Genomic DNA, 25,732 nt, shown 5'->3' on the forward strand with positions numbered 1-25,732 from the left:
GTTATGAAAAGGATTAAATTTTTATATCTGGTAATCGGGTTGGCCATTTTTCTAGGATGTTCAAAAGAAGAAATCACGAGTATAGGACAGCAAGGAGACTACATCACAAATTTTGATTTTCCCACCATTGAAATATTTGCTCCTGCTAAAGTCGGTTTAACAAACCGTTCTAAAAATGCGGATAAATTCTTATGGGAATTCTCGGGAGCTAAGACGATAACGCCGGAAGGAGATACCATAAGTTATAGTGAGTCAGAAAAAATGGTGCCGGATTCTGCTTTTTATGAGTTGCCGGGTGAATACAACGTGAAACTGACAACTTGGAAAGACGGTGAACAAAAGGAAATTACCAAGAAAATTGTGATAGAAAAACAACAACCTGTTATCGTTGTCCCCGAAAATATCGGCGTATTTTTAGAAGTGACTTTCGCTGCGAGGGTTTTTCAATTTCCGGGACGTCCTGTTAGTTACGAATGGGATTTTGGTCCGGCAGGAACTTCCACGGCAGCGAACCCGAAGGTTACATTTACGACAGAAGGACCGCAGCTGGTGAAGCTAACTGTAAATGATGGTGACGAAACACTTAGCACCGAGGTTGTCATAATTGTTCAAGGAGAGTTGGCAAAAACGATTTACTTCACCGATGCGTTCACTAGACGTATCTATAAATATAAGCTGACTACGCAGAGTGAAAGTCAGGTAGAGTGGATTGGCGCCACAACGGGTTATAATGCCTTTGGACTCTCCGTAAAAGGGAACAAACTTTATCTTTCAGAAACAGGTTTTGGAACAAGGTTCTCTGCGGGAGACGCCGCTGTTGCTGACGGGGTGTTGAAATCTTATAATCTGGATGGTAGTGGTGAAAATATCATTACTAAACCAGTTGCCGCTTCTTTGGATTATCGTGATGATCCGTGGATGCATACTGTAGACAGGTTTGGAAATATTTGGTGGACCTGCAGGAACTGGGGAGTACGTGTTATTAATGCATCCTCGTCAGAAGCTGCTTATCCGGCTATTAAGTTCAACATCAATGCGACTATTGCAGGTGAGGGAGTTTCCACTTATTTCGCTTCAGACATAAAAGAAGTAGGTAATGAAATTTGGGTGTCTTACGCTGGAACCACTGGAAAAGGAATTTATAAATATGGTTATGATGGTAACTATATCGGCAAATTCACGACAGCTATACAAAGTCATGCTATCCGAACATTTATAGTTGATCAAGTAAACGGTCATATCTACTTTGCTACAAACAGAGCTGATGCAGGGCGTGGTTTAGGTATTTATAGAGCCGATATGGATGGGTCTAATATCATCTCGGTGGATACACATTGGTCGATGAATATCGGCTCGGGTGGGTACAGTGACCAAGGCGCAGCAGGAGAGTACGTATATATTACCAATATGGACATTGATGTCGACGAGGATGGTAAAGGGTATCTATATTACGGATACAGAGCTATTTCGGATATCTATGGTAGTGGAAACCCACCAACTTTAGGTCCATCGGCTGCTAATTCAGGTGTAAAACGCTATAATCTGGATGGTACGGAAACCGCTAGCTTCTTATTTAAAGGCTACGCGCCATATGGTTTGGCAATCGATCAAGTAAAGAGATAATAAATCGGTTCTCTTCTCTAATCATGGAAGAGAACCGCTGATATTTAAATTTTAAAATAAGGTTCATGAAAAAGTTATTCCTACTTTTTATAACATCGGTTATTGTTTTTTCATCCTGTAAAAAAGATGTAATATGGGTAACCGATGATTATGGTTCCAAAGCGGTTGAGAAACCAACGGGAGAATATATCGCAGACAATTCTTTCAAGCGTGTTGCTTATTGCTATCATAATGCTGCGATAGCAAATTTTGATACCGTAAAACTTGCCTATATTACCCATTTACATTTTGCCTTCCTAAACCCCAAAGAAGACGGGACATTACAGACGCTTACCAATCACGCAAACTTTGAGGCATTGAATAAGTTGGCAAAAGAATACAATGTGAAAACGGCCATTTCTATACAGGGGAATGAGTTGATGTTTAGAACAATCGCGGCAAACGAGCAAACACGCAAGAAATTAGTGGAAAGCCTTGTGGAATTTGCTGTTCGTTATAACTTGGATGGGATAGACCTTGACTGGGAATATCCACGTGCTAATTATGGAAGTGATGTCACTTTTGAAGTTTTTGCTAAAGATTTGTCGACCGAATTACATGCATGGCATAAGTATCTGAGCATTGCGGTAACACCCGGGATGTACGCAGGACCAGTGAAAGAGGGAATAACCGCGGGCACCATTGAGGTGGTGGATTTTGTAAATTTAATGGCGTATGATGGGTTTAATATAGATTCCGAAAATCCAGATCACCATGCCACTTACTATATGGCAAATCGAGTATTCGATGTTTGGCTGAATGAAAAAGGTTTGCCAAAGGAAAAAGCAATTTTAGGAGTGCCGCTTTATGGTAAAAATGTAGACAATGTTGCCCTGACTTATTCAGCCTTGTTAAGCGCTGGTGCCAATCCCGATGAAGACGAATTTGATGTGCAGGACGTAACCTACTACTATAACGGTGTTCCGACGATCAAAGCTAAGGTAGAACTGGCGAAAGAACGTGGAAACGGTGTAATGTTTTGGGAATATGGACAGGATGCTAGAGGAGATAATGCATTGCTAAAAGCTGCTCATGAAGTAAGTAAATAGGATTATGCTTGCGATACCTAAATATATTCTTGTAATATGCTTTTTGCTAATAAGCCTTGTTTGTTACCCGCAACCCTTCAAATTTGCCCAAGTAACCGACACCCATGTAGGTGGATCTACGGGAGCAGAAGATTTAAGACGCACCGTCCGGGATCTCAACCAGCAGCGTGATATTGATTTTGTTATCCTATCGGGAGACGTGACCGAGTTTGGATCAGACGAAGAGCTAGCTTTGGCAAAGCAGATTTTAGATAGTCTGTCTCTACCGCTATACGTGTTACCTGGCAACCATGACAGCAATTGGTCAGAAAGCGGAGCCAACTCATTTAGGAAAGTGTTTGGCGATGAAACGTTTTTCTTTCGCCATAAAGGCTATCTATTTATGGGGACGACATCCGGACCAAATATGCGCATGAGCCCGGGCCAGATTCCTCGGGAGAATCTTGTGTGGATGGATTCCGTATTCAAAGCAAACCCGGATAAGGAATCCCCATTGGTCTTTATTAACCATTATCCGTTGGACTCTTCCTTGAATAATTGGTATGAAGCGATAGACCGTTTAAAACAAAGGAATGTGCAATTGGCGATGTGTGGGCATGGACATAACAACAGCGTGTACGATTGGGAAGGGATACCAGGTGTTATGGGACGTTCTAATTTACGGGCAAAGGATTCCGTAGGCGGTTATAATATCGTCGCCATTGAAAACGGAAAGGCTACGTATACGGTACGCAGGCCTTTGTGGAAAACAGAGAAAAGTTGGACACAAGTGCCGCTGAAAAACCATCGCTTTGATCAAGCGGACATCTCCTATAAGCGCCCTGATTTCTCCATAAATGACCAGCATGCCCGCCGGGTACAGGAAGTGTGGAGATTTCAAGATGATGCTGATTTAGGAGCAGGAATGGCAAGTTATCGTGATTTGATCTTGACAGGTAATACTGCCGGACAAGTTTTTGCACTCGATGTAAACACAGGAGAGAAAGTGTGGACGTACCAAACAGGAGGTAAAGTTTATGCTACACCCGCGGTCTGGAAGAATACCGTAATTGTCGGTTCTTCAGATGGAACAATATATGGTCTGAACGCGGGAAACGGTCAATTGCAATGGCAGATAAAAATAGACAAAGCGGTGCTGGGCAGTGCGGTAATCGAGAAAGGGATAGCTTTTGTTGGTGGTTCTGACGGAACATTCCGAGCAATAGATGTAAAAAGAGGAAAAATCAAATGGACGTTCGATCAACTTCAAGGATATGTTTCCGGGAAGCCGACACTGTATAAAGATAAAGTGATATTTGGTGATTGGGGAAATGGATTTTATGCCTTGTCCAAGAAGACTGGCAAGTTACAGTGGTCTTGGGATAATGGACATAAAAACCGGATGTTATCGGCTGCAGCATGCTATCCGGTAGCGACGAACAATCGTATTTTTATTGTCGCCCCAGATCGTTATATGACCTGTTTGGATGCCATGACGGGAGAGGTGATATGGCGGGAAAAAAAAGAGACCATTCGTGTTCGCGAGTCGATGGGACTTTCAGAAGATGGACGTTATGTGTATGTGAAAACGATGGATGGCAATCTGCTGGGCATATCGACGACAGCGGATAGTATGGATATTGCTTGGCGTTCAGCATTACAGTTGCCATACGAGTTAACACCCTCTGCTATAGCGACCAACGGTAAACAAATATTTGTGCCAAGCCATTCAGGTCTAATTTCAGGTATTGATGTGAAGAATGGAGAAGTTTTATGGCAGTATAAATGTTCAAATGCGATGATAAATCCTATATTTGTTTTGAGGTCTAACCATGTGATTATCTCTACGATGGATGGTATGATGATGAAACTTTACCTCAACAAGGAATAAAAACATAGACGAGGTGGATATTTTTTAAAGTATTAATGCATGTTTGTGCGTGTTTTGAATTAAAATTTGCATTTTTGTGTTGGAAGTAATAGAATTTTAAATGGTAAGAGTCACGGAAAAGGAGTCAAATTATCAAGACTTGGATAAAATGTCGGTTAACGAGTTATTAACCAACATGAATAAAGAAGATAAAACAGTGCCATTAGCCGTAGAACAAGCGATTCCGCAACTGGAAGCATTGGTGAAAATTACGGTCGAGAAAATGAAAATGGGAGGGCGCTTATTTTATATAGGCGCAGGAACAAGTGGTCGTTTGGGTATTCTGGATGCTTCGGAATGCCCACCAACTTTTGGGGTTCCGTTTGACTGGGTAATAGGACTAATAGCCGGTGGAGATACCGCTATTCGTAAAGCCGTGGAGTTTGCTGAAGATGATATGGAACAGGCTTGGAAAGATATGGAAGAATACGACATCGATAAAAATGATGTCATTATCGGCATCGCCGCTTCCGGAACAACACCTTATGTCATCGGTGGATTGAGACGGGCAAATGCGGAAGGATTGGTAACAGGTTGTGTGGTATGCAACGATCGTTCTCCAATTGCAGAGGAAGCACAATATCCGGTAGAAGTTATTGTTGGCCCGGAGTTTGTCACAGGTTCCACACGGATGAAATCAGGTACGGCGCAAAAGCTGGTGCTCAATATGCTGAGCACATCTGTCATGATTCAGCTCGGACGCGTAAAAGGCAATAAAATGGTCGATATGCAATTGTCGAATATCAAATTAGTTGCCCGGGGCGTGCGGATGGTCATGGAAGAGACAGGCCTCGATCAGGAAACAGCCTCGATACTGTTAGAGCGCTATGGTAATGTCCGGAAAGCTATCGAAAGTTATCAATCCTTAAAATCTTAAAATTCAAGAATGTCACCAATCACACTATTGGCGTTTTTATTTGTATATTTCGGTATACTACTGAGCGTATCTTATTTCACATCCCGTAAAACTGCGGATAATGCTACGTTTTTTGTGGCAAATAGAAATTCCAAATGGTATATGGTTGCCTTCGGGATGATTGGAACGGCATTATCTGGTGTTACTTTCATTTCTGTTCCAGGGGCGGTGGGGATCTCGAACTTTAGTTATTTTCAGTTTGTTCTAGGGAACGCTGTTGGATTTTTGGTAATAGCCTACGTTTTGTTGCCCCTTTATTACCGGATGAATCTGACGTCCATCTATACCTATTTGGAGGACAGATTAGGATATAAAAGTTACAAGACGGGAGCAATGATTTTTTTGATATCCCGAACTATTGGATCAGCCTTCCGGCTATATCTCGTGGCCATCATTTTGCAGAAATTTATTTTTGATGCGTGGAATGTTCCATTTGGCGTAACAGTAGCAGGCTGTCTGATATTGATATGGCTATATACGAACAAAGGGGGGCTTAAAACCATAATCATCACCGATATGCTCCAAACATTCTGTTTGCTATTAGCGGTAATCCTATCTATTTATTTTATGGCGGACGGATTAGGTATTTCGGTTTTAGATGCATTTGAGCGTGTGAAAGAAAGTTCTTATTCGCAGATTGTCGTGTGGGAAGATTTGTTGGGCGACCGAAACCATTTCTGGAAACACATTATCGGTGGTGCGTTTGTAACGATTGCCATGACCGGACTCGATCAAGATCTGATGCAGAAAAACCTGAGCATGAAAACCATTGGCGAAGCACAAAAAAACATGCTTACGTTTACGGGGATATTTGTTATTATCAACTTATTCTTCTTGGCTGTTGGTGCATTGCTCTATATCTATGTGGCAGAAAAAGGGATTGATATCAGCATGCTTCGTACACCGGATTACCTCTACCCCGAGATAGCGCTGAATCATCTGTCTATAGCAGCGGGGGTTATTTTTATGATGGGATTGACTGCTGCGACTTTTGCTACGACGGATTCTGCACTCACGGCATTGACCACCTCTTATTGTGTAGATTTTCTTGGCTTTAATAAGGAAAAGGATCCGAATGCAAAAGCATTGGTGCGGAAGCGGAATATCGTGCATTTCGCATTTAGTATCGTCATGCTGCTGGTTATCTTGATATTCCGGTTGTTGAACGACGATTCTGTCGTGACCGCCATTTTTACTGCGGCTAGCTATACGTACGGCCCACTGTTAGGTTTATTTGCCTTTGGTATATTAACACGGAAAAAGGTGAATGATCGTTTGGTGCCTTATTTCTGTATCCTTTCGCCCATTATATGGTATGTATCGAATACCTATTATATTATTCCCTATACCAGCTATCGTATTGGTTTTGAGTTGATTGTTTATAATGGGCTGACGACTTTCCTGCTGATGTGGGTGACTTCTCCTGGAAATCTTCCGCGGGAGGAGCATAGCGTATAATAATTCATTTTAGATAAATTTTAAATTTGATAGGACATTAACTATCTTTGCAGCACGCAAATGACGATCGGGAAATTAGCTCAGCTGGTTTAGAGCACTACCTCGACAAGGTAGGGGTCACTGGTTCGAACCCAGTATTTCCCACAAAAAAGAGAGACTTTTATAGTCTCTCTTTTCGTTTCTACGGTTTATTTTTTACTTTTAGTCCAACATGTATCATTTAATAGAAGAAACGGTAGCGCCCATTCGCCGTAAAATAGGCGATTTCACACCGGAATTTGGAATTATTTTAGGAACAGGCCTGGGCAAGTTGGTCGAAGAAATAGAGATAGAATACCAGATGATGTATTCCAATATCCCTAATTTTCCTATTTCAACCGTTGAATTTCACAGTGGGAAATTAATCTTTGGTATGTTGAACGGGCGCCGGGTAGTCGCTATGCAGGGACGTCTTCATTATTATGAGGGATACGATATGCAGGCGATAACATTTCCTGTGCGGGTAATGAAGGCTTTGGGTATCCAGAAGCTTTTTGTGTCCAATGCCGCGGGATCGCTCAGTCCCGATATTCTGAAAGGCGACCTCGGTATTATAGAAGATCATATCAATTTGCTCCCCGACAATCCATTGCGAGGGCCTAACGATGATGATTTTGGGCCACGCTTTCCTGATATGAGTGAACCGTATAACGGTGATATGATTCAACAAGCTTTAGAGATTGCGGATCGATTAAAATACAGGGCGCATAAAGTCGTATATGTGTCAACGCCAGGTCCCAATCTGGAAACAAGAGCAGAGTATCGCTATATGCGTATCATTGGAGGGGATATTGTGGGCATGAGTACCGTACCGGAAGTTATCGTCGCCAATCACATGCGTTTACCGGTCTTTGCTATTTCGGTTGTGACAGACGAAGGATTTCATGCAGAATTAAAACCCGTTTCTTTCGCAGAAATAGTACAAGTAGCTGCAGAAGCGGAACCAAAAATGACAAAGATTCTAAAAGAATTGATAGCATTGCAATAAATGAAGATTTTTAGCCTTATTTTTGGCATAAAATTTAGAACAAACGGTATTGATGAACAGGTACTTGAAGCAACTCCTACTTTTTTTTATTTTTATCTTCGTAGGTACGACGTATGTTTCTGCGCAGGTGGAAGAGGAATTTAGCAGTGCACTGGATTCGGCTCGAGCCAAAGAAGATAATAAAACAGACTCTGTTGTTTTTACCGCAAGATATGTGCGCTATGCAACGTTAGATATGCTTAAGCAAAGTACACGTACCGTACAGATTGATACCACCCATGTCAATTTTCAATATTATAATAAACAAAACGTTCCGTGGAACCCGACAATAAACCTCGGTTCTTATGGTCTGGCTTCCCGTGATCTCTTGTTCAATCCGAATAAGACAATTGGGTTTCAACCGGGATTCCATGCATTGGAAAGATATTTGTTGCAGTCTGATTCTATCCAATACTTCCGGGCAAGAGCACGTTATTCCGAATTATATGCTGTAGGTTTCTTTTTCAATGACCAAGTTTTTCGGGCCCGACTGGCACAAAATATTAATCCGCAATTAAATATAGGTGCAGAATACTACGCCACAAATACGGATGGTTATTATGTGAATCAAGATTATAATGATCGAAGGGCAGCTGTCTTTACCTGGTATGAATCTAAAAGCTTGCGTTATAACCTGCTGATGAATGCAACGTTCAACAACTTAAACTCCCCCGAAAACGGATCTGTTGTAGATCGTAATGTCTATATGCAGGACGTGTTTAGAGACACCTCCAGCATGTCCAATATGGGGTACCCCGTCAGACTGAGCGGACGGCAGGCCAATCGTCCTCACCATAAATGGAAAGACAACGGTGTCTTTTTACGGCAGTCTTACTATTTAGGGCGGCTAGATACCGTAAACCGGGGAACACCCGAGATGGAGATACGCCCTACGAATACCGTTGCACATAACTCATCTTTTCGACAGCGGAGATTTACTTTTTTCAAGAATGAAGAAGACTTGGAGGGGGCGTTTCCGTATGGTGACTTTGCGCTTGTGGAAGACACCACAACGATTACGAACATTACCAACGAATTTACCTACAGCTTTTATTTGCGGGGCAAGGGCGTGTTTAAAAATGAAGCTAAACTCGACCTAGGCTTTCAGAATGATCTGATTTGGTATAGAGATAGCTTGAATAGCGAGTTCTTCCAGAACAGTATGCTGAAAGGTGCCTTAAGCTACCAATTTAGTGATCGTGTCCAGTTGCAAGGGAACGTAAACCAAATTGCTGTAGGGCGAAACGCAGGAGATTTCCTTTATGAAGCTAATGCGGATATTTTGTTGAGCGAAAATGTGGGTAGGGTGCGGATCGGGGCCTATTCGCAAAATAAATCACCTGAAATGGTGTTTAACTTAATGAACTATACTTATCATCAATGGGATCATAGTTGGGAAAAAACGAAGACACAGAATCTTTCTTTCGCCTATACTAACGATAAACTCGGATTTTCTGGTAAGGTGGAATATTTTTTAATGGATAAGTACCTCTATTTTCGTGAAATCGATAACCCGGATAATGATGAGTTGTATATGCGGCAGATCACCCCAGAGCAATCGGGCAATATGAATTTATTGAAAGTCTCGGTCAGTCAGAAATTTCGTCTGGGACGCTTCCATTTTGATAATATGGGTGTATATCAGAAAACGGACGCTCAAAATATATTGGCTATCCCGGAGTTGTACACATGGCACAGTTTCTATTATGCGAATAAGTTGTACAACGTCATGGACTTTCGATTGGGAACCGATATACGGTTCAACACGCCGTTCCGTTCGCCTTCCTACGCCATTAACGTCGGACAATTTTACAATGATAATGTAGGCATTGAATATTCCACGTATCCGATCGTGGATCTTTGGTTTACCGGCAATATTGACCGTGTGAACCTATTCATCTCCTACAACTTTGTGAATCAGTTTGTTTATCCAAAAGGATATTATACGGTGCGACGCTATCCCATGCAGGACGCGAACCTACGGTTCGGCGTGTCCTGGAAGTTTTATGACTAACAAGGAGTTTTTTTAATTCACTGAAATATAGTATCTTTAGTAGTCTAACTAATATAGATACTAACATGCTCCAATCTAAATTCTTTGATTTCCAACAGAATGCGCATCCGTCAGTAAGAACGATGGAGGGCGGGTATCTTTCTTTTTTGCCCCTAAACCGCCATTATCAAATAGGTAATAACCTCGAGGCCATTTTTATGGAACTGGATGCATGCGTTCTTCTGGAATTAAAAGGAACCGTTGATCCGGACGGATTCCGCGTTGACCCCGCTATGGGCGAGATTAGTTTCTGGCAATTGTACCAGTTTATGAACACATCCCAACTTTATTTACCCCACAGCCTGCCTTTGAGCGATAACCGCTGTATCTCGTTTTCTACAGCGGCAGAAAAAATTCCGTTGCTTCTGAATCAGGGGAAACAATGGGCTGTTCTTATTGGTTATAAAAATGACGCCGTAGCCGATTTGCTTAAAGAGTTTCCGATGTTGGCGAGCTTAGCCTACCGAAACGAATCGCCCAACACGAACGCTTATTGGGAGCCGGATATCAGTATCAACCACAGTTTACGGGATGCGTGGAATCGTCTCCGCAAACCAGAATATCTCCCTTTCCGTGGTAAGGGCGAACTCTTGTTGGACGTTTGTCGGTTACTGGAAGAATACTGCCGGCAATTGGATCGTCAAGCAGACCAAAACGAACGAAGCCGGTTGGGGCTTTACCATAAGGCATTGGCTTATATCAATGAAAACTTGTTAGATTCCATTAATAAGCATGATGTTGCCGAAGGGTTAGGCGTGAGCTGGCGTACGTTGAACCGTGCTTTTGAAGATAGACCGGTTAAAATAGCGGAGTATATCCAACGGACGAAACTCAACCAGGCAAAAAATCTACTCTACGAAGGTGAGATGACGGTGGACCAGATTTCCAACCTGCTGAACTACCCCAACCGGAAATACTTTAGCCGGGAATTTAAAAAATATTTTTTCCAAACCCCGAGTTCCTTTCAAAAAGAAATGGGTGAATTTCGGAAAGATAACGAAGAAGAGGAATAAGTCAGTGCAATAGGTTTTTTTGTAGGGGAAATATATATATTGTTGATGCATCACGCCTATATTTCTGGAATATAATCTTGTTTGTGGTACAAGAGAATTGTGGGTTGGGGAAGAAGTAATTTTTTGTGGGGAAGGAAGAAGTTTTGTTGTTGCATAACGTTTCTGTTTTTGGAATACGATGCGGTTTTTGGGGAATTACAACTATTTGTTGGTGAAGAAGGAAGATTTTGTGGTGAAAAAAGAAGTTATGTTGGTGAAAAAAGTAATTTTTGTGGTTGGATAAAACATGCATTTCCAAGCTGGAAACGCACAAATTTACCGTTTCTGCTGGGATAGGGGGTCAAATCGTGCCAAAATTTTCTGTAAAAATCGAGAAAAGTGGCACGATATGACCCCCTGTTTCGTGACCCTCCATGTTATGTTTGTATCGTTGATCAACAAAAGCTTAATTTTTAACATTAAAAAAATATCATGAGTAAAGTAACATTAAAAACTGGGGGAACCAGTAACGGAGAAGCACAGTTTGTTAGATTCGTTGAAAACATCATTGTTAAATTAACAGAAAACGCAGATTTGTTTACGGAGGCAGATCCAAGCATTGCCGATCTGGAACAGGCACTGGCTAAAGTCAAGCAGGCGCAGGCCGATGCGGCCTATCGGGACAAACGTTTTGTCGTGCTCAAAAACCAGGCTTTTGCGGCGTTGAAGACCGTGGTTTATCATCTGTCGCTCTACGTAGAGCGTCAGGCAAACGGCGATGCAGCGGTCATTTTGGCGGCAGGCTTTAACCCGTCAGCACGGGGCATCATTGGACCCAAACCGGCACCACAGCCCAAATTCCTTTCGGTAGATGTCAATGCGCGTATATCGGGGGTAACCACGCTGAAGACGGCCTACTGGAAGGGTAATCTCGCCTATCAGTTTGAATATCGGAAGAAAAACACCGACACCGACTGGACAAGGCTGACAAGCTCCAGATCCAAGGTGACCATCACCGGACTGGACCCGGTACAGGAATATGAGTTCCGTGTCGCTTACATCGGCAGAAATCCGCAGATGACCTATAGCGATGTCGTAAGTTCGTACGTGTTTTAAACGTTAACCGGGTAATTTTGGCTATCCCGGCATCACGGAATATGATGCGCTCTTCAGCGTGGGATAGCCACTTTTTAAAAAATAAATAGACAAAATATATGAAGACGATCGTTCGCCCACATCCGCTAAAAGATATTATCCTGGAATTTGATGAATCCAAGGAGCAGCCAGACTACGAAAAAGAAGCTTTAGAACGTTACTACGAAGCACACAATGTCGTGTGGGATTTGAGACAACGGCTGGAATATTTGGCTAAGGGACTGTTGGATATACAGGAACAAACGCGCGAAAGCGAGATGGAAGCCCTTCGTTTAAATCAAAGCCTGATGTTTGTGGAAGATAGCCTGGGGCTGTCTGATGGCAAGAACCTGCCTGAAATAGAGGATGAATTTTCCATTGATGTGACCGGTTTATTTCAGGATCTGGAAAAGCACAATAGCGCAGTGCAGGATTTGTATGTGCTCGTGGACGATATAACCCAACGCTACAATAATGAAATAGACCTGATTGATCCGGCTGACGAATACCAGGAGCATTGGCCGGTGCATGGTCGGTATTTCGGTATATTCGATGAGGTGTATCCGCGCTATGAGGAACTCTCGGTCAATATTGTTTCCCTGGACGATGATGAACAAACGTTTTTGGAGATTTACGGGGAGATGTTTGATGTGTACCGGGAGAACTTAGATTTTGCGGAGGAAGCATTTGAGGCTTATCGACGGCTGATCGAGCTCGTCGACCCGATGTATAAACGTGCGTCGATTGCGATGGCCGCCATGAAGCGGAAAATGGGAGACCTTCCTAATTAAGGGGTTGCTCTTTCGCGCTTAAAAAAATCAAAAAATAATTTTGCAAATCAGATTTTACCCCTATATTTGCACACGCAATAAGCGAAAGGCTTGGAGAATTAGCTCAGCTGGTTCAGAGCACCTGCCTTACAAGCAGGGGGTCACTGGTTCGAACCCAGTATTCTCCACATCATATAGAACCTCGGGAGATTAGCTCAGCTGGTTCAGAGCACCTGCCTTACAAGCAGGGGGTCACTGGTTCGAACCCAGTATCTCCCACAACACGGAAAAGTCCTTTTTGATGAAAAAAAGGGCTTTTTTTATGCAGTATCGCATAACCAAAGTCCATTCAATTTCCTGTTTGTGTTCTGGAATTCCGTTCCATTGTTCCGCAATTTCGTCAAAACAAGTTCGTCTGTTAAAACTATACTTAAGAAGAACGATTGTAATCAATAAAATGCTGGGAAATAAAAAATGATACAAAAAGTGTTTTTGTCGTACGGAATATTTCCGTATATTTGCGTCAATAAATTTATTTTATTATGGAGAAGCAATTGACATTATCAAAAAAAGCAAGATTTGATGCTAAGATCCCAAAGGTTCAGAAGGAGCTTTTTGAACATGCTGCCAGTTTGGGAGGGTTTCGTACCCTTACAGATTTTGTAATCAATGCTGTACAGGAGAAAGCGACTGCCATTATTCAAGAACATAATACCATTCTTGCATCTGAAAAAGACCGTGAAATATTTTTTAACGCTTTAACCAACCCTGTAGGTCCAAACAAAAGATTGCAGGATGCAGCAGAGCAATATAAAAAATTCATACAAGAGAATAAATGAGCATCAGAATAGAGCCACTTAACCCCTCCTTAAACAAGAAGGTCTTTAATTGTGGTAAGGAAATGCTCGACAACTATTTTCATTTTCAGGCTAGCCAGGACGTCAAACGCAAATTATGCGTTGTGTTTGCCATGTTTGAAGATACGACTGTGAAAGGTTATTACACGCTTTCAAATGCGTCCATTCCGGCAGAGATGATGCCCGAATCCATCAAAAAAAAGATGCCTAAATCCTATGAGGCACTTCCCGTAACCTTACTCGGCAGACTGGCCATTGATACAAAATTTAAAGGTCAAGGTTTGGGTAGCATTATATTAATTGATGCACTTAAGCGGAGTTATGATGCCAGCAAAAGTTTGGGATCAATAGGAGTCGTCGTTGACCCATTAGATAGCGACGCCGTTGCATTCTATAACAAATTTGGTTTTATTCTTTTGCCCGATAGTGGGAAGATGTTTTTGCCGATGGCAGATATCGCTCGGCTGGGATTTTAATTCTTTCCACCTTATCTTTTCAAATTTGTATATGGTAGGTGTTATTGATCATAACAAAGATGCAATACCACGGGCTTGTAATAGTAAGCAACAGATAGTCATACTAGCTAAGGAATAAATTATTATTCTATAATCTCTCCGTATTTATAAAAATAGACGGTCCGAAAACTATCTATATCTATTTCCCAAGGAAAAATATTCTCAAAAAGGATATAAAAATATAAAGTCTATAAATATAGTAGATATTAATAATTTAAATTATATATTTGCTCACGAATTATTAAACATCAAATAATTTAATTATTGTAAATAGTTAACTATGAGTGGTAGAGTAGAAAATATTGATATTGCAATTCCGAATAAAAAAAATGTTTTCCCGTACATCGCGTGGATTATTATAGGCCTGAAATTGATTATTGTATGGTATCTCGGTTATTTCTTGATAACGGGATATCAAAATAGTGAGTTACATTTTGGAACCACTTTTTTCTTTTTCATATTGGCAGGTTTCGTCGCTCAGATGGTGGATGGCGCTTTAGGAATGGCATATGGTGTTAGCTGTACTAGTCTGTTGTTGTTTTTAGGCGTGCCCCCAAAGTTGGCATCTGCAAGTGTTCATACGTCAGAAATCTTCACGACCGGCGTCTCCGGCCTTTCCCATATTCGCTTTAAGAATATTGATAAATCGTTGTTTTTTAAGATTGTTATCACCGGTGTCATTGGAGCATCTTTAGGTGCATATCTGTTGTCAGGTGTATTTGATGGCGATGTTATCAAACCCTATATTTCCATTTATTTGTTGGGTCTGGGTATTTATATATTCACTAAAGCGTTTAAAAAACGCGAAGAAAGTCGTCCTAAAACCAAGTATGCCTCTTTTTTAGCTTTTTTCGGTGGATTGTTGGATGCCATTGGAGGAGGGGGATGGGGGCCTATCGTCACCTCTAATTTATTAAGTCAAGGTCATAGTCCGCGACATACGATAGGCACGGTGAATACCGCGGAGTTTTTTGTTACCTATTTTGCTACCGCAGTCTTTGTTTTCGTACTCGGTGTGCAGCACTTGGATATTGTATTAGGTCTGGTTATAGGGGGCGTTATAGCGGCGCCATTAGGGGCTTATTTGGCTTCTAAAATCAAGCCAAAATTGCTACTGATCTTAGTCAGTGTCTTGATTGTTGCGACCTCTACATGGGGAATCGTACAGGCATTCCTGCTATAAAATATTATTAAAATTACACAGGTATTCAATTGGCGTTGGTACGTGTATTTATTTACCGAAAAAGCTCTTCCCGCAAATCATGGTAGTTATGGAGCGCGGTTTCTGCATTATTGAAGTCGCTCTGTGTCATGTATATCTGACCCAATTTATCTACAATAGCGAGTTGAAGCAGTTTGTTATCTTCCGATTTAGCGAGCTCGCCTGCTTGGAGAAACTCCTTTTTCGCCACATTGTAATTCTGCTGAACAAACTTCGAAGACGCAAGCATATATTCAATTTCGGCAAGCTCTCCACTGAAGTTTTTACTATTTGCCAGATCACGGGCTTGAATCAGAAACCACTGCGCTTCCGTATGTTTATTTTGTAATTGATAAATCCGGGCCAAGGTCTGCCATGCAACAATTTTCTGTTCGTAAGCTTTTGCTCGGTTTAGCAGTGGAATAGCTTTACGAATGATGTTGTTCTCGGCAGAACGGTAGTCTTTGTCATGTGCTTGGATAAGGGCTATTTTCAGAAGTGAATTAGCTTGCTCAATAATACTCTTCTGTTGAACTGCCGTGTTATAATAAGCTTCTTGAAAGTAACCCGCCTGTTGAATGTTCTTATCGTATAAATAAATGTTGGCTAGATTATACTGAATAACGGCGACATCTGATGCGTTTGGTGTTTTCTGCGCGTGCTGAAGAGCACTTTGCAATAAACCTAACGTTTGGGTGATCGTTCCTTCTTTTAAGGATAATGATGCATAAGTATGCAACAAGCCATAAGCTGTGTTGTAATTACCGCGCTCGACTTCTCGCTCCACGAGTTCATTCCATGCCAAAGCCGTACTAGGCATAGGCGACAACAGGTATTGCACATTCATTTCAGCACGCGTGGTTTTAAATTCCGCGATCAACTGCTGAAAATCAAGGGCCTTGTCGATGCTGTCCTGGAAAGATATTTTCTCTTTATAAGAATCTGTCAACAACTCCTCACGGGTCCGAGGAGCAGGAAGTACATATACCCGGGGGCCTACACCATCAAAATCTGTGTCATACTTATTAATGTAACCCGCTGGATCCAACGCGCTGTCGGCTTGTTGCGCTTGGGCATAAGTGCTGCTAAGTCCCAGAGCGAACACACCTAATATATAAAAATGACTCTTTTTATCGAGTTTCATACGCGTTCCTTTCCTATTTTACAAAAATAGCGTCTAATTAGGAGAATCACAAATGCGTATCTTTTCTCGCCCGTCATAGAATCTTTACACAATAATCTCCCCCTTTATTAAGTTATTTAAAAGTAAATTAATGTTTAACTTAGTAACTTCTTGTTGTTAATTTTGGAGGCACTATTATTTTATGCATTGTTTTCAGTATTTTTATGGCAATCAAAATTTTGTTGTAAGTTTTGCGTACTGAAAAGGATTATTGCAAATGTATTTAAAAAAAATATCTTATATGTTTAAGAATATCGTATTTGGTCTGGCTTTAATTTCGTTTATTGCTTGTGGATCAAAACCCCGTGTGAGTTTGGATGAAGAGGCGTTACAATTAAAACCGTCGGCACAGCATGAAGTTATTGCAGCCGAGGTAGCCAATCTATTAGAAAATTATAGTTATAAAAAAGTTCCGATGACGGATTCGTTATCGCGGATTGTTTTTACAAACCTGTTGAAATCGATGGATCAAGGACGCAATTACTTATTACAGTCTGATATTGATGATTTCAAACAATTTGAGAATACGGTTAGTCAAGATTTTAGAAAAGGCGATTTATCGGCGCCGTTTTATCTTTTCAATGTATATTCTCAGCGCTATTTGGAAGCAATGGAATATGCATTGACGCAAGTAGACGTTCCTCATGATTTTGATATCGATGAAAAATACGTGGCTTATAGGGAAAAACTTCCTTATTTCAAGGATGAGAGCGAACTAAAAGATCAATGGCGTAAGCGTGTAAAATATGACTTGTTGAATTTACGATTGACCAGTACAGATAAAGATTCCGTTGACGTAGAAAAACATAAGGAGACATTGCGCAAACGTTACAAGAATCTTGTTAGCCAAGCGAAGCAGACCAATTCAAATGACGCATTTCAGCTTATCATGACGGCGCTGACAGATGCCGTTGATCCGCATACCACCTACTATAACCCTTCATTCGCACAAGCATTTAACGAAAGTATGTCCAATACATTTGAAGGTATTGGCGCACGCTTGATGATGGAAAATGAAATGGTCACGATTAAAGAGGTCATCGCGGGAGGTCCTGCGTTTAAAGATAAAAGTTTAAATGTAGACGATAGAATTATTGGGGTAGCACAGGGAGAGGGAGAATTTGAGGATATCATTGGGTGGCGTCTGGATGCAGCGGTAGCCAAGATTAAAGGGCCAAAGAACACTGTTGTAAAGTTGAAGGTGATTCCGGCAGGTCAAGAGCTTACCGCGCAGCCGAAGATTGTGGCGCTGAAAAGAGATAAAATTGTTATCGAGGAGGAATCTGCTCAGAAAGAAATAAAGCAGATTAAAGGTGAGGACGGGAAGACATATAAATTAGGGCTTATCAAATTGCCAAAATTCTATATTGATTTTGAGGCATACCGCCGTCGTGATCCAAATTACAAGAGTACAACAAGAGATGTCCGTCTGATTTTGGATAGCCTCCGCCAGGAAAATGTAGATGCTGTGGTGCTAGATTTGAGAAACAACGGTGGCGGTTCATTGCAGGAAGCTATTGAATTGACAGGATTGTTTATTGATAAAGGTCCGGTTGTTCAGGTACGTGATGTGCGCGACCGGGTAGAAGTAGATAGTGACAACGATTCTGGTGTTGCTTGGGATGGGCCGTTTGGTGTGCTGATCAACCGTTTTTCAGCGTCGGCGTCAGAGATTTTTGCAGGTGCAATTCAAGACTACGGTAGAGGTATTGTATTGGGAACGCAATCTTATGGAAAGGGAACAGTACAATCCGCTATTGAGATGTCACGCTTTATCAGCGCAACTAATAAGTTATTGTTAAAAGCTAAAGGATTGGACAAAGATCCGGAGACACCTAACGGTGCACCAGAGTTCGGTCAGATTAATATTACGATGGGTAAATTTTACCGTGTAACGGGAAGCAGCACACAACATAAAGGGGTAATACCCGATATTGTTTTCCCGACACAATATACGGCGGAGAAATTCGGAGAAAGCTCGGAGCCATCGGCGTTGCCATGGGATCAGATCAAGCCGTCTAGCTTTACAACTGTCGCGGATTTGACGAATTTAAAAGACCAGTTGAAAGCGGTTCATGAATCCCGTATGGGGCAATCCCCGGAGTATGCTTATCTTTTAGAAGATATCGAGGAGTTCCAAAAATTGGACTCTATTCAAGAAATTAGCTTGAACCAAGACAAGCTAAAGCAGGAGCGGGAGAAGACCAGAGCTAAAAATAGAGCGCGCATCAACAAGGGCTTAGAATTGCGTGGACTTCCGTTATGGAAAGAAGGAGATCCACAACCTAAAACGGATTTCGATTTTATTTTAGACGAGAGTCTGAATGTGATAGCGGATTATATACGACTTGGGCAAACCAAGTTGGCAAAGAAATAAAATTTAATAGAGACGCTAAACGGCGTCTCTACTTGTTTTATGTAATCAAAATAACTTCAACTGGGGATCTGTAACCCGAAACGATTTTCTATGATGTGGACTAATGCCATGTTGTAAGATCGCACTACGGTGCTTGATGGTGGGGTATCCTTTGTTAGACAACCAATCGTAGTATGGAAATTCGTTTGCAAGATTGTGCATGTATTCGTCCCGATAGGTCTTCGCTAAAATAGACGCAGCGGCAATAGATAGGTATTTTCCATCACCTTTTACGATACATTGATGGGGTATATCTTGATACGCCTTGAATCTGTTGCCGTCTACGATGATATAGGCTGCTTTTGTTTTGAGTTGATCTAGTGCGCGGTGCATGGCCAAATAGGATGCATTTAAAATATTAATATGATCAATTTCTTCTGCCGAGACACTGGCCACGGCAAAATCCAAAGCCTCTTCTTCAATCACGGGGCGTAAAGCCATTCTTTTCTTTTCCGTAAGTTGCTTAGAGTCGTTGAGCAATGCATTGCAATAATCTGGTGGAAAGATAACGGCAGCGGCGAATACCGGCCCTGCTAAGCATCCTCTTCCAGCTTCGTCACAACCCGCTTCCATTACATCCCGTTGAAAAGTTGATAATAACATCCTGCTAAAATACGAAAAGTGCCGGACTGTATGTAACATGTGTGTGATATTCAATAAAAAAGCGTTTCTTCTTTTTTACTTTGCCATGATAGAGGAGTCTATAAGTAAAGCATTAATAAAACGAAGTAATAACTAACGATGAAAGCATTTCTTTTTGGCATACTACTAATCGCGGGAATGAGTCCGTCTTTTGCACAAAAAAAGCAAAAGATAATGATCCAATCATTATCGGATATAAAGATTGATGCTGATTTAGGGGAATGGGATACATTGCGCAATGTCGAGGATGAAGGTTTTTGGTTCTATCAGCTGGCGCAGGATCCTTCTAATCTCTACGTTGCTGTCCGTATAGTAAACCCGATGATACAGCATTTAGCGGCCAAAAACGGTGTTTTGCTGACTGTCCAATCTAATAAGAAAAACAGAGACGATATCCAATTTCTATTTCCTTATCCCGATAACGAAGTGAAGCGCGCGATGATGCATGAGGAGCACGATTCTGATGGGGCTTACAAAGCGGCGTTAATTAATCGTTCGCGTGGATATTTTGTATATGGTTTTCGAACAGTTCCTAATGGGCTTTTATCTTTAGAAAACGGTTATGGTCTGCAAGCCAAGGCACGTATGGACGATGGAAAGTTGTATTATGAAGCGGTTATTCCGAAATCGCTATTGGATTATACAATACCCGTTGCAATATTAAAGCTTGGGATTTATGATGGCTTAACACCATTAGTTTCTTCTAAGAAAATTACACCCGGCCGTTCAGGCGGAATGTATGGTCCCTATCGTGGAAGACCAGCCCCCCGGTCTAAAGATAAACTGACACTAGCGGTACTGTTAGAAACAAAGATAGATTAGCATACGATTTAAAAAAAAATATGAAAGGTTTTTTGATAATAATTTGTGGTTTGGCGGTTTTGTTATCCGCATCGACTGCTGTGGCACAGACCGGCAAGACAGTACAAGGTATGTTACGGGATGATGAGTCCAGGGTGGTGGCTGGAGCTTCTGTGCAATTGGAGGGCGATAAAGATACGTTGGGCACCAGTGCGTCTCCGGCAGGTATATTTACATTTAACAATGTGAAATCAGAAACGTTTACCGTTAAAGTAAGCAGTTTGGGCTTCGAACCCTTTGCCCGACAATTCAGTTTTTCGCCGGGGCAGGATAAAATGACAATTCCGTCGTTTCAACTACAAGGAATAGCGAATATGCTGGAAGAAGTCATCGTTGATGGTGTGCTTACGGTGCAGGTGAAAGGAGATACAGTCGAATATTCCACAAAGGATCTGAAATTAAGGGAAGGCGCATTGGCTGAGGATGCGTTAAAAAGGTTACAAGGTGTGGAAGTAGATAAGGATGGGAATGTAACGGCTCAAGGTGAACAGATTGCACGGGTACGTATCAATGGGAAGGATTTTTTTGGTGGCGATGTGAAAACAGCGACGCAAAACCTCCCCGCCAATATCATTGAAAAAATGCAAGTGATCGATGATTATGGAGATATGGCAAACTTGACAGGTAATAGAACCGGAGATTCAGAAAAAGTTTTAAATATTCAGATCGATCCGGAATATAATAAAGGTCAAATGGCAACGGTGCGCGTAGGCTATGGAACGGAAGAAAGATTCCAGACTACGGGTATGTGGATGGGCTTGACGGATAAGACGCAGGTTTCTGTATTGGGAAACCTGAATAATATGAATGCCAACTTATTCGACTTTAACACGATGGGTGGTGGTGCGCGTCGACGCATGGGAGGCGGCGGTGGCCGTGGAGGTAGTGGAGGTATGTGGGGAGGTTCCGATGGTATCACCAAGGTAGGATCAATTGGTTTGAACGTCCGTCATGATTTCAGCGATAAGTTGAAGGTGTATGGTTCGTATTCGTTTGGTAGGGATGATAATAACACACAAACACAATCATTTACGGAATATATCGGGCAGAATATGGGCGTGGATAGTGATCAGGATAATAACAGTATCCGTACAAATCATCGTATGGAAGCGAATGTGGAATGGAATATTTCAGAAAAAGACTATTTGAAATTGACACCGCAATTTGGCTTTAACAAGAATGATTTGAATAATCTGGATAGTTCCATCTTTTACTTAAATAATGTGCTCGATTATACACAGATGCAGACCCAACTGAACGGCAGCAATGCGCCACGGTACGGGATCAGTGGATTGTACAACAGACGGCTGAACGACAAGGGAAGAAATTTCTTTATCAATTTTAATTACGACAATGCTGTTTCGGAAAACGATTATAACCAGATTTTAGATCGCCTTATATATGACCCCAATAACCAAGATCAAGAGATAGGCGAGATTTATGAGCAGACCATCCGGGAAGCGCAAAACAAAAGTTGGAATGCTGGAACATCTGTTTCTTACACGGAACCTCTTGGCGAAAACAGCCGGATGGAGCTGACATACGATTTCAATATTAACGATTATGATAATTTCGACAGGCAAAATGGGTTTGATAGAGACGGTAACCCTATAGCTAATGGGGTAGACGCCGCTGCTGTGCTGAATTATTCGTATGATTACGACTATGCATTTACTTCCCACCGGGTGGGGGCAAACTATTCTTATGACAAAGATAAAATTAAGTATAGTATAGGAGCTGCGGTACAACCTACTGTTTTGAGCGGAAATGCATATAATGCATCGGAATCTGCAGCAATTGACCGGAAAAATTTTAATATCATTCCGATCGCCCGGTTTGAATATAGATTTTCAAGACAGTCGAATATTACATTTAATTATTCTGCGCGTGCTTCTGAACCGGGGGTGTCGCAGATACTCCCTTTTGAAGTGAGTACAAACCGCACAAGTACAACGATCGGGAATCCTAATCTCGACCCTGAATTTCAGCACAGCGGTCGAATTCGTTTCCGTAGTGGCGACTTCCAAAAAGGAAAGACATTCTTCGCGACGATCAATGCCAATTTGACCACGGACAAAATCGTCTCTTTTAATAAACGTTACCCTGTTGAGGGCGATGGTATTTACCAGGAAGTACGTTATTTAAACGAATCGGAGCCTGTTTATTCCGTTAATTCCTTTTACCACCTAGGGCGCTCACTAAAAGATAAGACCTATAACATCATGTATATGGGTAGCGCCAATTATAATAAGAATATCGCCTACATAGCAGAAGATCCCGATGCGTTGGAAGGGGATAAAAACGTGACCAATAATACGGTTTTGATGCAAGGACTGTTTTTTCGGTATACACCATCGGAGAATCTGGAAATTAGTCCGGGAGCACGGTACTCTTATAATATAACCAAATCATCTTTACCACAGTATTCACAGGGAAATGTGTCATCGTTTTCGCCAACACTGATAGGTTCTGTAAATATCACACCGACGACCATTTTTGGGGCTGATGTTTCCAAGACTTTTAATAAAGGCTACCGAGCAACGGAAAATCCATTCATCGTCAATACCTATATTGAACAACGTCTATTGAAAGGACAACGAGGTACAATACGCTTACAAGCTTTTGACTTATTAGATCAGCAGATCAATATTAATAGAACGGTTGGCGATATACTGACGGACTCCCGTACTAATCGTTTAGGAAGGTATTTTATGTTGACCTTTACCTTCAGATTTCAGAAGTTTTCGGGGATGAATCCTTTTCAGGAAGAAAGTGGCCCAAGGGGGATGAGACGGCCGAGGATGTAAATGTCCTTTTTTATTGCTACTTTTGCCATTTGACTTTGATGAATATGGAATATGAAATTATCCGCTTGGATAACGGTATCCGTGCGGTATTTCACCGTCAGATTTCTCCTATTACGCACACCTGTCTGGTTGTAAATGCTGGTTCCCGAGATGAAGAAGAGGGCAAATATGGTGTGGCCCATTTTATCGAGCACCTACTGTTTAAGCAAACAGAACGACGATCCACGCAACAGATTCTTAATCATTTGGAAGCTGTCGGAGGAGACTTAAACGCTTACACCACTAAAGAATATACGTGTATACATGCTTCTATTTTAAAACCACACCTGCATAAGGCGCTGGATTTATTTGAAGACATCATCTTCCATTCCACGTTTCCGGTAGATGAAATGGAAAAAGAAAAAGGTGTTATCGTAGACGAAATGGCATCCTACCGGGATAATCCCGAAGAATCGATTATGGATGATTATGAAGATTTGATTTTTAAACGTTCGGGATTGGGGCATAATATTCTGGGTTTGGAGAAGGACCTTCTGGCTTTTACGAAAGAAGATGTGCAGCAATTTATCCATCAAAATTATCACACCAATGACATCGTTATTGGTATCACAGGTGATTATGAGTTAAAAGCGGTGGAGAAAATGTTAAGACGTTACTTCGAGCCGGTAAAGGAAAATAGGCCTCTACGTTCTCGTCAAGAGGCGTTCGTGAATATATCGGAACATATAGCGTTACAGAAACCTATCAATCAGGTTCACTTCATGTTGGGAGCACCCGCATATAGTATTCATGACGACCGTAAAACGGGGCTACTTCTACTTAATAATATGTTGGGTGGCTTTGGTATGACTTCTATCCTTAACCTCGTGGTTCGGGAAAGATACGGGATTGCTTATACAATTGAATCAAATTACACGTTATTTACGGATACGGGGTTGTTCACGATTTATCTTGGTACGGATGAGGAAAAAATCAAGCAAGCTAAAAAATTGGTTTTTCGAGAGCTTGATAAATTGAAAGCGAAAGGTGTCTCTGAAAATCAACTGCAAAAAGCGAAAAATAAGTTTAAAGGACAAATCGCGTTGGCAGAGGAGAATAGAATGAGCATGATTATAGCGGAAGCAAAAAATGTAATGGATTATGATCGGGTCATATCGCTGAACGAAGTCTTTGAAAAGATAGATGCGGTATCTACCAACGACTTGTTATCCATTGCCCGGGATATCTTTGATGAGAAGAAGCTCACATCGTTAGCATTTGTTCCGGAAACCTAGATAAAACGACAGAATTATAGAAAAATAAATATATGAAAACAGCTTATATTTTTCCAGGTCAAGGTGCTCAGTTCGTAGGAATGGGGCAGGACTTATACAACTTAAATGAAGAGACTAAATCTCTTTTTGAAAAAGCGAATGATATTTTGGGTTTCCGGATTACCGATATTATGTTTTCGGGAACGGATGAAGATTTAAAGCAGACAAAGGTAACACAGCCCGCTATTTTTCTCCATTCGGTTATTTTGGCAAAAGCCTTAGGCGAGAGCTTCCAGCCGGCGATGGTGGCAGGTCATTCATTAGGTGAATTTTCCGCATTGGTAGCGGCAGGTGCATTATCTTTTGAAGATGGACTGCGATTGGTGGCGAAGCGTGCCAATGCGATGCAGAAAGCATGTGAGGCGCAGCCGTCAACGATGGCTGCTATTTTAGGGTTAGATGACGAAACAGTGGAGAAAGTATGTGCGCAAGTAGAAGATATTGTTGTTGCAGCTAATTACAACTGTCCAGGACAATTGGTTATCTCGGGGTCTATAGAAGGGGTAGATAAAGCTTGTGTTTTGTTAACTGAAGTGGGAGCTAAACGTGCCCTAAAGTTAAATGTTGGAGGGGCATTCCATTCTCCGTTGATGGAGCCTGCTAAGGTAGAATTGCAGGCTGCAATCGAAGAAACAGAAATCAAAGCGCCTGTTTGTCCGATTGTACAAAATGTGGATGCAAAACCTTATACTGATCCGGCACAAATCAAAGCGAATCTGATTGCACAATTAACCGGAGCTGTCCGCTGGACACAAACAGTACAACAAATGCTAGCTGACGGTGCGGAAGCTTTCGTAGAAGTGGGACCGGGAAACGTACTACAGGGATTAGTGAAAAAGGTAGATCGTTCAGTACAAACTGCAGCAGCGACGATCAGCGAATAGGAATGGTAGCAGCTGCTAGAATCGAACAAAAAGCCACTTCTTGT

21 protein-coding genes and 3 tRNA genes are annotated in these 25,732 nt (G+C 41.6%); 22 read left to right on the forward strand and 2 right to left on the reverse strand.

The features are described 5' to 3' along the window. The first annotated feature begins 3 nt into the window (after nucleotides 1-3). From FXV77_RS07815 to FXV77_RS07890, 17 genes are all read left to right on the forward strand, one after another. On the forward strand, nucleotides 4-1,623 hold the full coding sequence (locus FXV77_RS07815; RefSeq protein WP_148918656.1) for a PKD domain-containing protein: 1,620 nt from the start codon (nucleotides 4-6) through the stop codon (nucleotides 1,621-1,623). A gap of 65 nt (nucleotides 1,624-1,688) precedes the next feature. Further along, nucleotides 1,689-2,711, forward strand: a complete 1,023-nt coding sequence (locus FXV77_RS07820; protein WP_148918657.1) for a glycosyl hydrolase family 18 protein — start codon at nucleotides 1,689-1,691, stop codon at nucleotides 2,709-2,711. Between the two features lie 43 nt (nucleotides 2,712-2,754). After that, complete coding sequence (locus FXV77_RS07825) at nucleotides 2,755-4,581, forward strand: outer membrane protein assembly factor BamB family protein (RefSeq protein ID WP_246162348.1); 1,827 nt, start codon at nucleotides 2,755-2,757, stop codon at nucleotides 4,579-4,581. Nucleotides 4,582-4,681: 100 nt separating this feature from the next. Next, on the forward strand, nucleotides 4,682-5,497 hold the full coding sequence (gene murQ / locus FXV77_RS07830) for an N-acetylmuramic acid 6-phosphate etherase (protein WP_148918659.1): 816 nt from the start codon (nucleotides 4,682-4,684) through the stop codon (nucleotides 5,495-5,497). Between the two features lie 9 nt (nucleotides 5,498-5,506). Continuing rightward, nucleotides 5,507-6,994 (forward strand): sodium:solute symporter, encoded by a 1,488-nt coding sequence (locus tag FXV77_RS07835; RefSeq protein WP_148918660.1) that lies wholly within the window; start codon nucleotides 5,507-5,509, stop codon nucleotides 6,992-6,994. 69 nt (nucleotides 6,995-7,063) lie between these two features. Beyond that, nucleotides 7,064-7,138: transfer RNA gene (locus tag FXV77_RS07840), tRNA-Val, on the forward strand. Between the two features lie 67 nt (nucleotides 7,139-7,205). Further along, nucleotides 7,206-8,021 (forward strand): purine-nucleoside phosphorylase, encoded by an 816-nt coding sequence (locus tag FXV77_RS07845; RefSeq protein WP_148918661.1) that lies wholly within the window; start codon nucleotides 7,206-7,208, stop codon nucleotides 8,019-8,021. Between the two features lie 52 nt (nucleotides 8,022-8,073). After that, entirely contained in the window at nucleotides 8,074-10,074 is a 2,001-nt protein-coding gene (locus FXV77_RS07850) for a putative porin (RefSeq protein ID WP_148918662.1), read from the forward strand. Between the two features lie 65 nt (nucleotides 10,075-10,139). Next, nucleotides 10,140-11,126 carry a helix-turn-helix transcriptional regulator gene (locus FXV77_RS07855; RefSeq protein ID WP_148918663.1) on the forward strand — a complete coding sequence of 329 codons (987 nt, stop codon included), beginning with the start codon at nucleotides 10,140-10,142 and terminating at the stop codon, nucleotides 11,124-11,126. Nucleotides 11,127-11,294: 168 nt separating this feature from the next. Then, nucleotides 11,295-11,462: a hypothetical protein gene (locus tag FXV77_RS22060; RefSeq protein WP_187444058.1), complete on the forward strand. Its 168-nt coding sequence runs from the start codon at nucleotides 11,295-11,297 to the stop codon at nucleotides 11,460-11,462. A 135-nt stretch (nucleotides 11,463-11,597) separates the two neighbouring features. Beyond that, the gene (locus FXV77_RS07860) at nucleotides 11,598-12,221 is read left to right on the forward strand and encodes a fibronectin type III domain-containing protein (protein ID WP_148918664.1); all 624 of its coding nucleotides are present in this window, start codon (nucleotides 11,598-11,600) and stop codon (nucleotides 12,219-12,221) included. Nucleotides 12,222-12,319: 98 nt separating this feature from the next. Next, nucleotides 12,320-13,030: a hypothetical protein gene (locus FXV77_RS07865; protein ID WP_148918665.1), complete on the forward strand. Its 711-nt coding sequence runs from the start codon at nucleotides 12,320-12,322 to the stop codon at nucleotides 13,028-13,030. A 92-nt stretch (nucleotides 13,031-13,122) separates the two neighbouring features. Then, nucleotides 13,123-13,197: transfer RNA gene (locus tag FXV77_RS07870), tRNA-Val, on the forward strand. Between the two features lie 16 nt (nucleotides 13,198-13,213). Beyond that, nucleotides 13,214-13,288 (forward strand) — tRNA-Val (locus FXV77_RS07875). A 263-nt stretch (nucleotides 13,289-13,551) separates the two neighbouring features. After that, nucleotides 13,552-13,848 (forward strand): type II toxin-antitoxin system TacA family antitoxin, encoded by a 297-nt coding sequence (locus tag FXV77_RS07880; protein ID WP_148918666.1) that lies wholly within the window; start codon nucleotides 13,552-13,554, stop codon nucleotides 13,846-13,848. Continuing rightward, on the forward strand, nucleotides 13,845-14,342 hold the full coding sequence (locus FXV77_RS07885; RefSeq protein WP_148918667.1) for a GNAT family N-acetyltransferase: 498 nt from the start codon (nucleotides 13,845-13,847) through the stop codon (nucleotides 14,340-14,342). The genes FXV77_RS07880 and FXV77_RS07885 overlap by 4 nt, the downstream gene beginning before the upstream one ends. A gap of 319 nt (nucleotides 14,343-14,661) precedes the next feature. Next, entirely contained in the window at nucleotides 14,662-15,564 is a 903-nt protein-coding gene (locus FXV77_RS07890) for a sulfite exporter TauE/SafE family protein (protein ID WP_148918668.1), read from the forward strand. 52 nt (nucleotides 15,565-15,616) lie between these two features. On the opposite strand, the gene FXV77_RS07895 is transcribed toward FXV77_RS07890, so the two are convergent. Further along, nucleotides 15,617-16,726, reverse strand: a complete 1,110-nt coding sequence (locus FXV77_RS07895) for a tetratricopeptide repeat protein (protein ID WP_148918669.1) — start codon at nucleotides 16,724-16,726, stop codon at nucleotides 15,617-15,619. 280 nt (nucleotides 16,727-17,006) lie between these two features. Here FXV77_RS07895 and FXV77_RS07900 point away from each other — a divergent pair, with 280 nt between their 5' ends. Then, nucleotides 17,007-19,142 carry a carboxy terminal-processing peptidase gene (locus tag FXV77_RS07900; protein ID WP_148918670.1) on the forward strand — a complete coding sequence of 712 codons (2,136 nt, stop codon included), beginning with the start codon at nucleotides 17,007-17,009 and terminating at the stop codon, nucleotides 19,140-19,142. 45 nt (nucleotides 19,143-19,187) lie between these two features. On the opposite strand, the gene FXV77_RS07905 is transcribed toward FXV77_RS07900, so the two are convergent. Further along, nucleotides 19,188-19,784 carry a ribonuclease HII gene (locus tag FXV77_RS07905; protein WP_148918671.1) on the reverse strand — a complete coding sequence of 199 codons (597 nt, stop codon included), beginning with the start codon at nucleotides 19,782-19,784 and terminating at the stop codon, nucleotides 19,188-19,190. A 213-nt stretch (nucleotides 19,785-19,997) separates the two neighbouring features. On the opposite strand from FXV77_RS07905, the gene FXV77_RS07910 reads away from it, so the two are divergent. From FXV77_RS07910 to fabD, 4 genes are read left to right on the forward strand one after another with little or no spacing between them, the layout of a single operon-like run. Beyond that, nucleotides 19,998-20,645 (forward strand): hypothetical protein, encoded by a 648-nt coding sequence (locus tag FXV77_RS07910; RefSeq protein ID WP_148918672.1) that lies wholly within the window; start codon nucleotides 19,998-20,000, stop codon nucleotides 20,643-20,645. Nucleotides 20,646-20,665: 20 nt separating this feature from the next. Further along, a complete protein-coding gene (locus FXV77_RS07915) occupies nucleotides 20,666-23,491 on the forward strand; it encodes an outer membrane beta-barrel protein (RefSeq protein WP_148918673.1) in 2,826 nt (941 codons plus the stop codon). 44 nt (nucleotides 23,492-23,535) lie between these two features. After that, nucleotides 23,536-24,765: a M16 family metallopeptidase gene (locus FXV77_RS07920; RefSeq protein WP_187444059.1), complete on the forward strand. Its 1,230-nt coding sequence runs from the start codon at nucleotides 23,536-23,538 to the stop codon at nucleotides 24,763-24,765. Nucleotides 24,766-24,797: 32 nt separating this feature from the next. Next, nucleotides 24,798-25,688, forward strand: a complete 891-nt coding sequence (gene fabD, locus FXV77_RS07925) for an ACP S-malonyltransferase (protein WP_148918675.1) — start codon at nucleotides 24,798-24,800, stop codon at nucleotides 25,686-25,688. Nucleotides 25,689-25,732 lie beyond the last annotated feature (44 nt).

Source organism: Sphingobacterium phlebotomi, from assembly GCF_008180195.1.
Classification (GTDB): domain Bacteria; phylum Bacteroidota; class Bacteroidia; order Sphingobacteriales; family Sphingobacteriaceae; genus Sphingobacterium; species Sphingobacterium phlebotomi.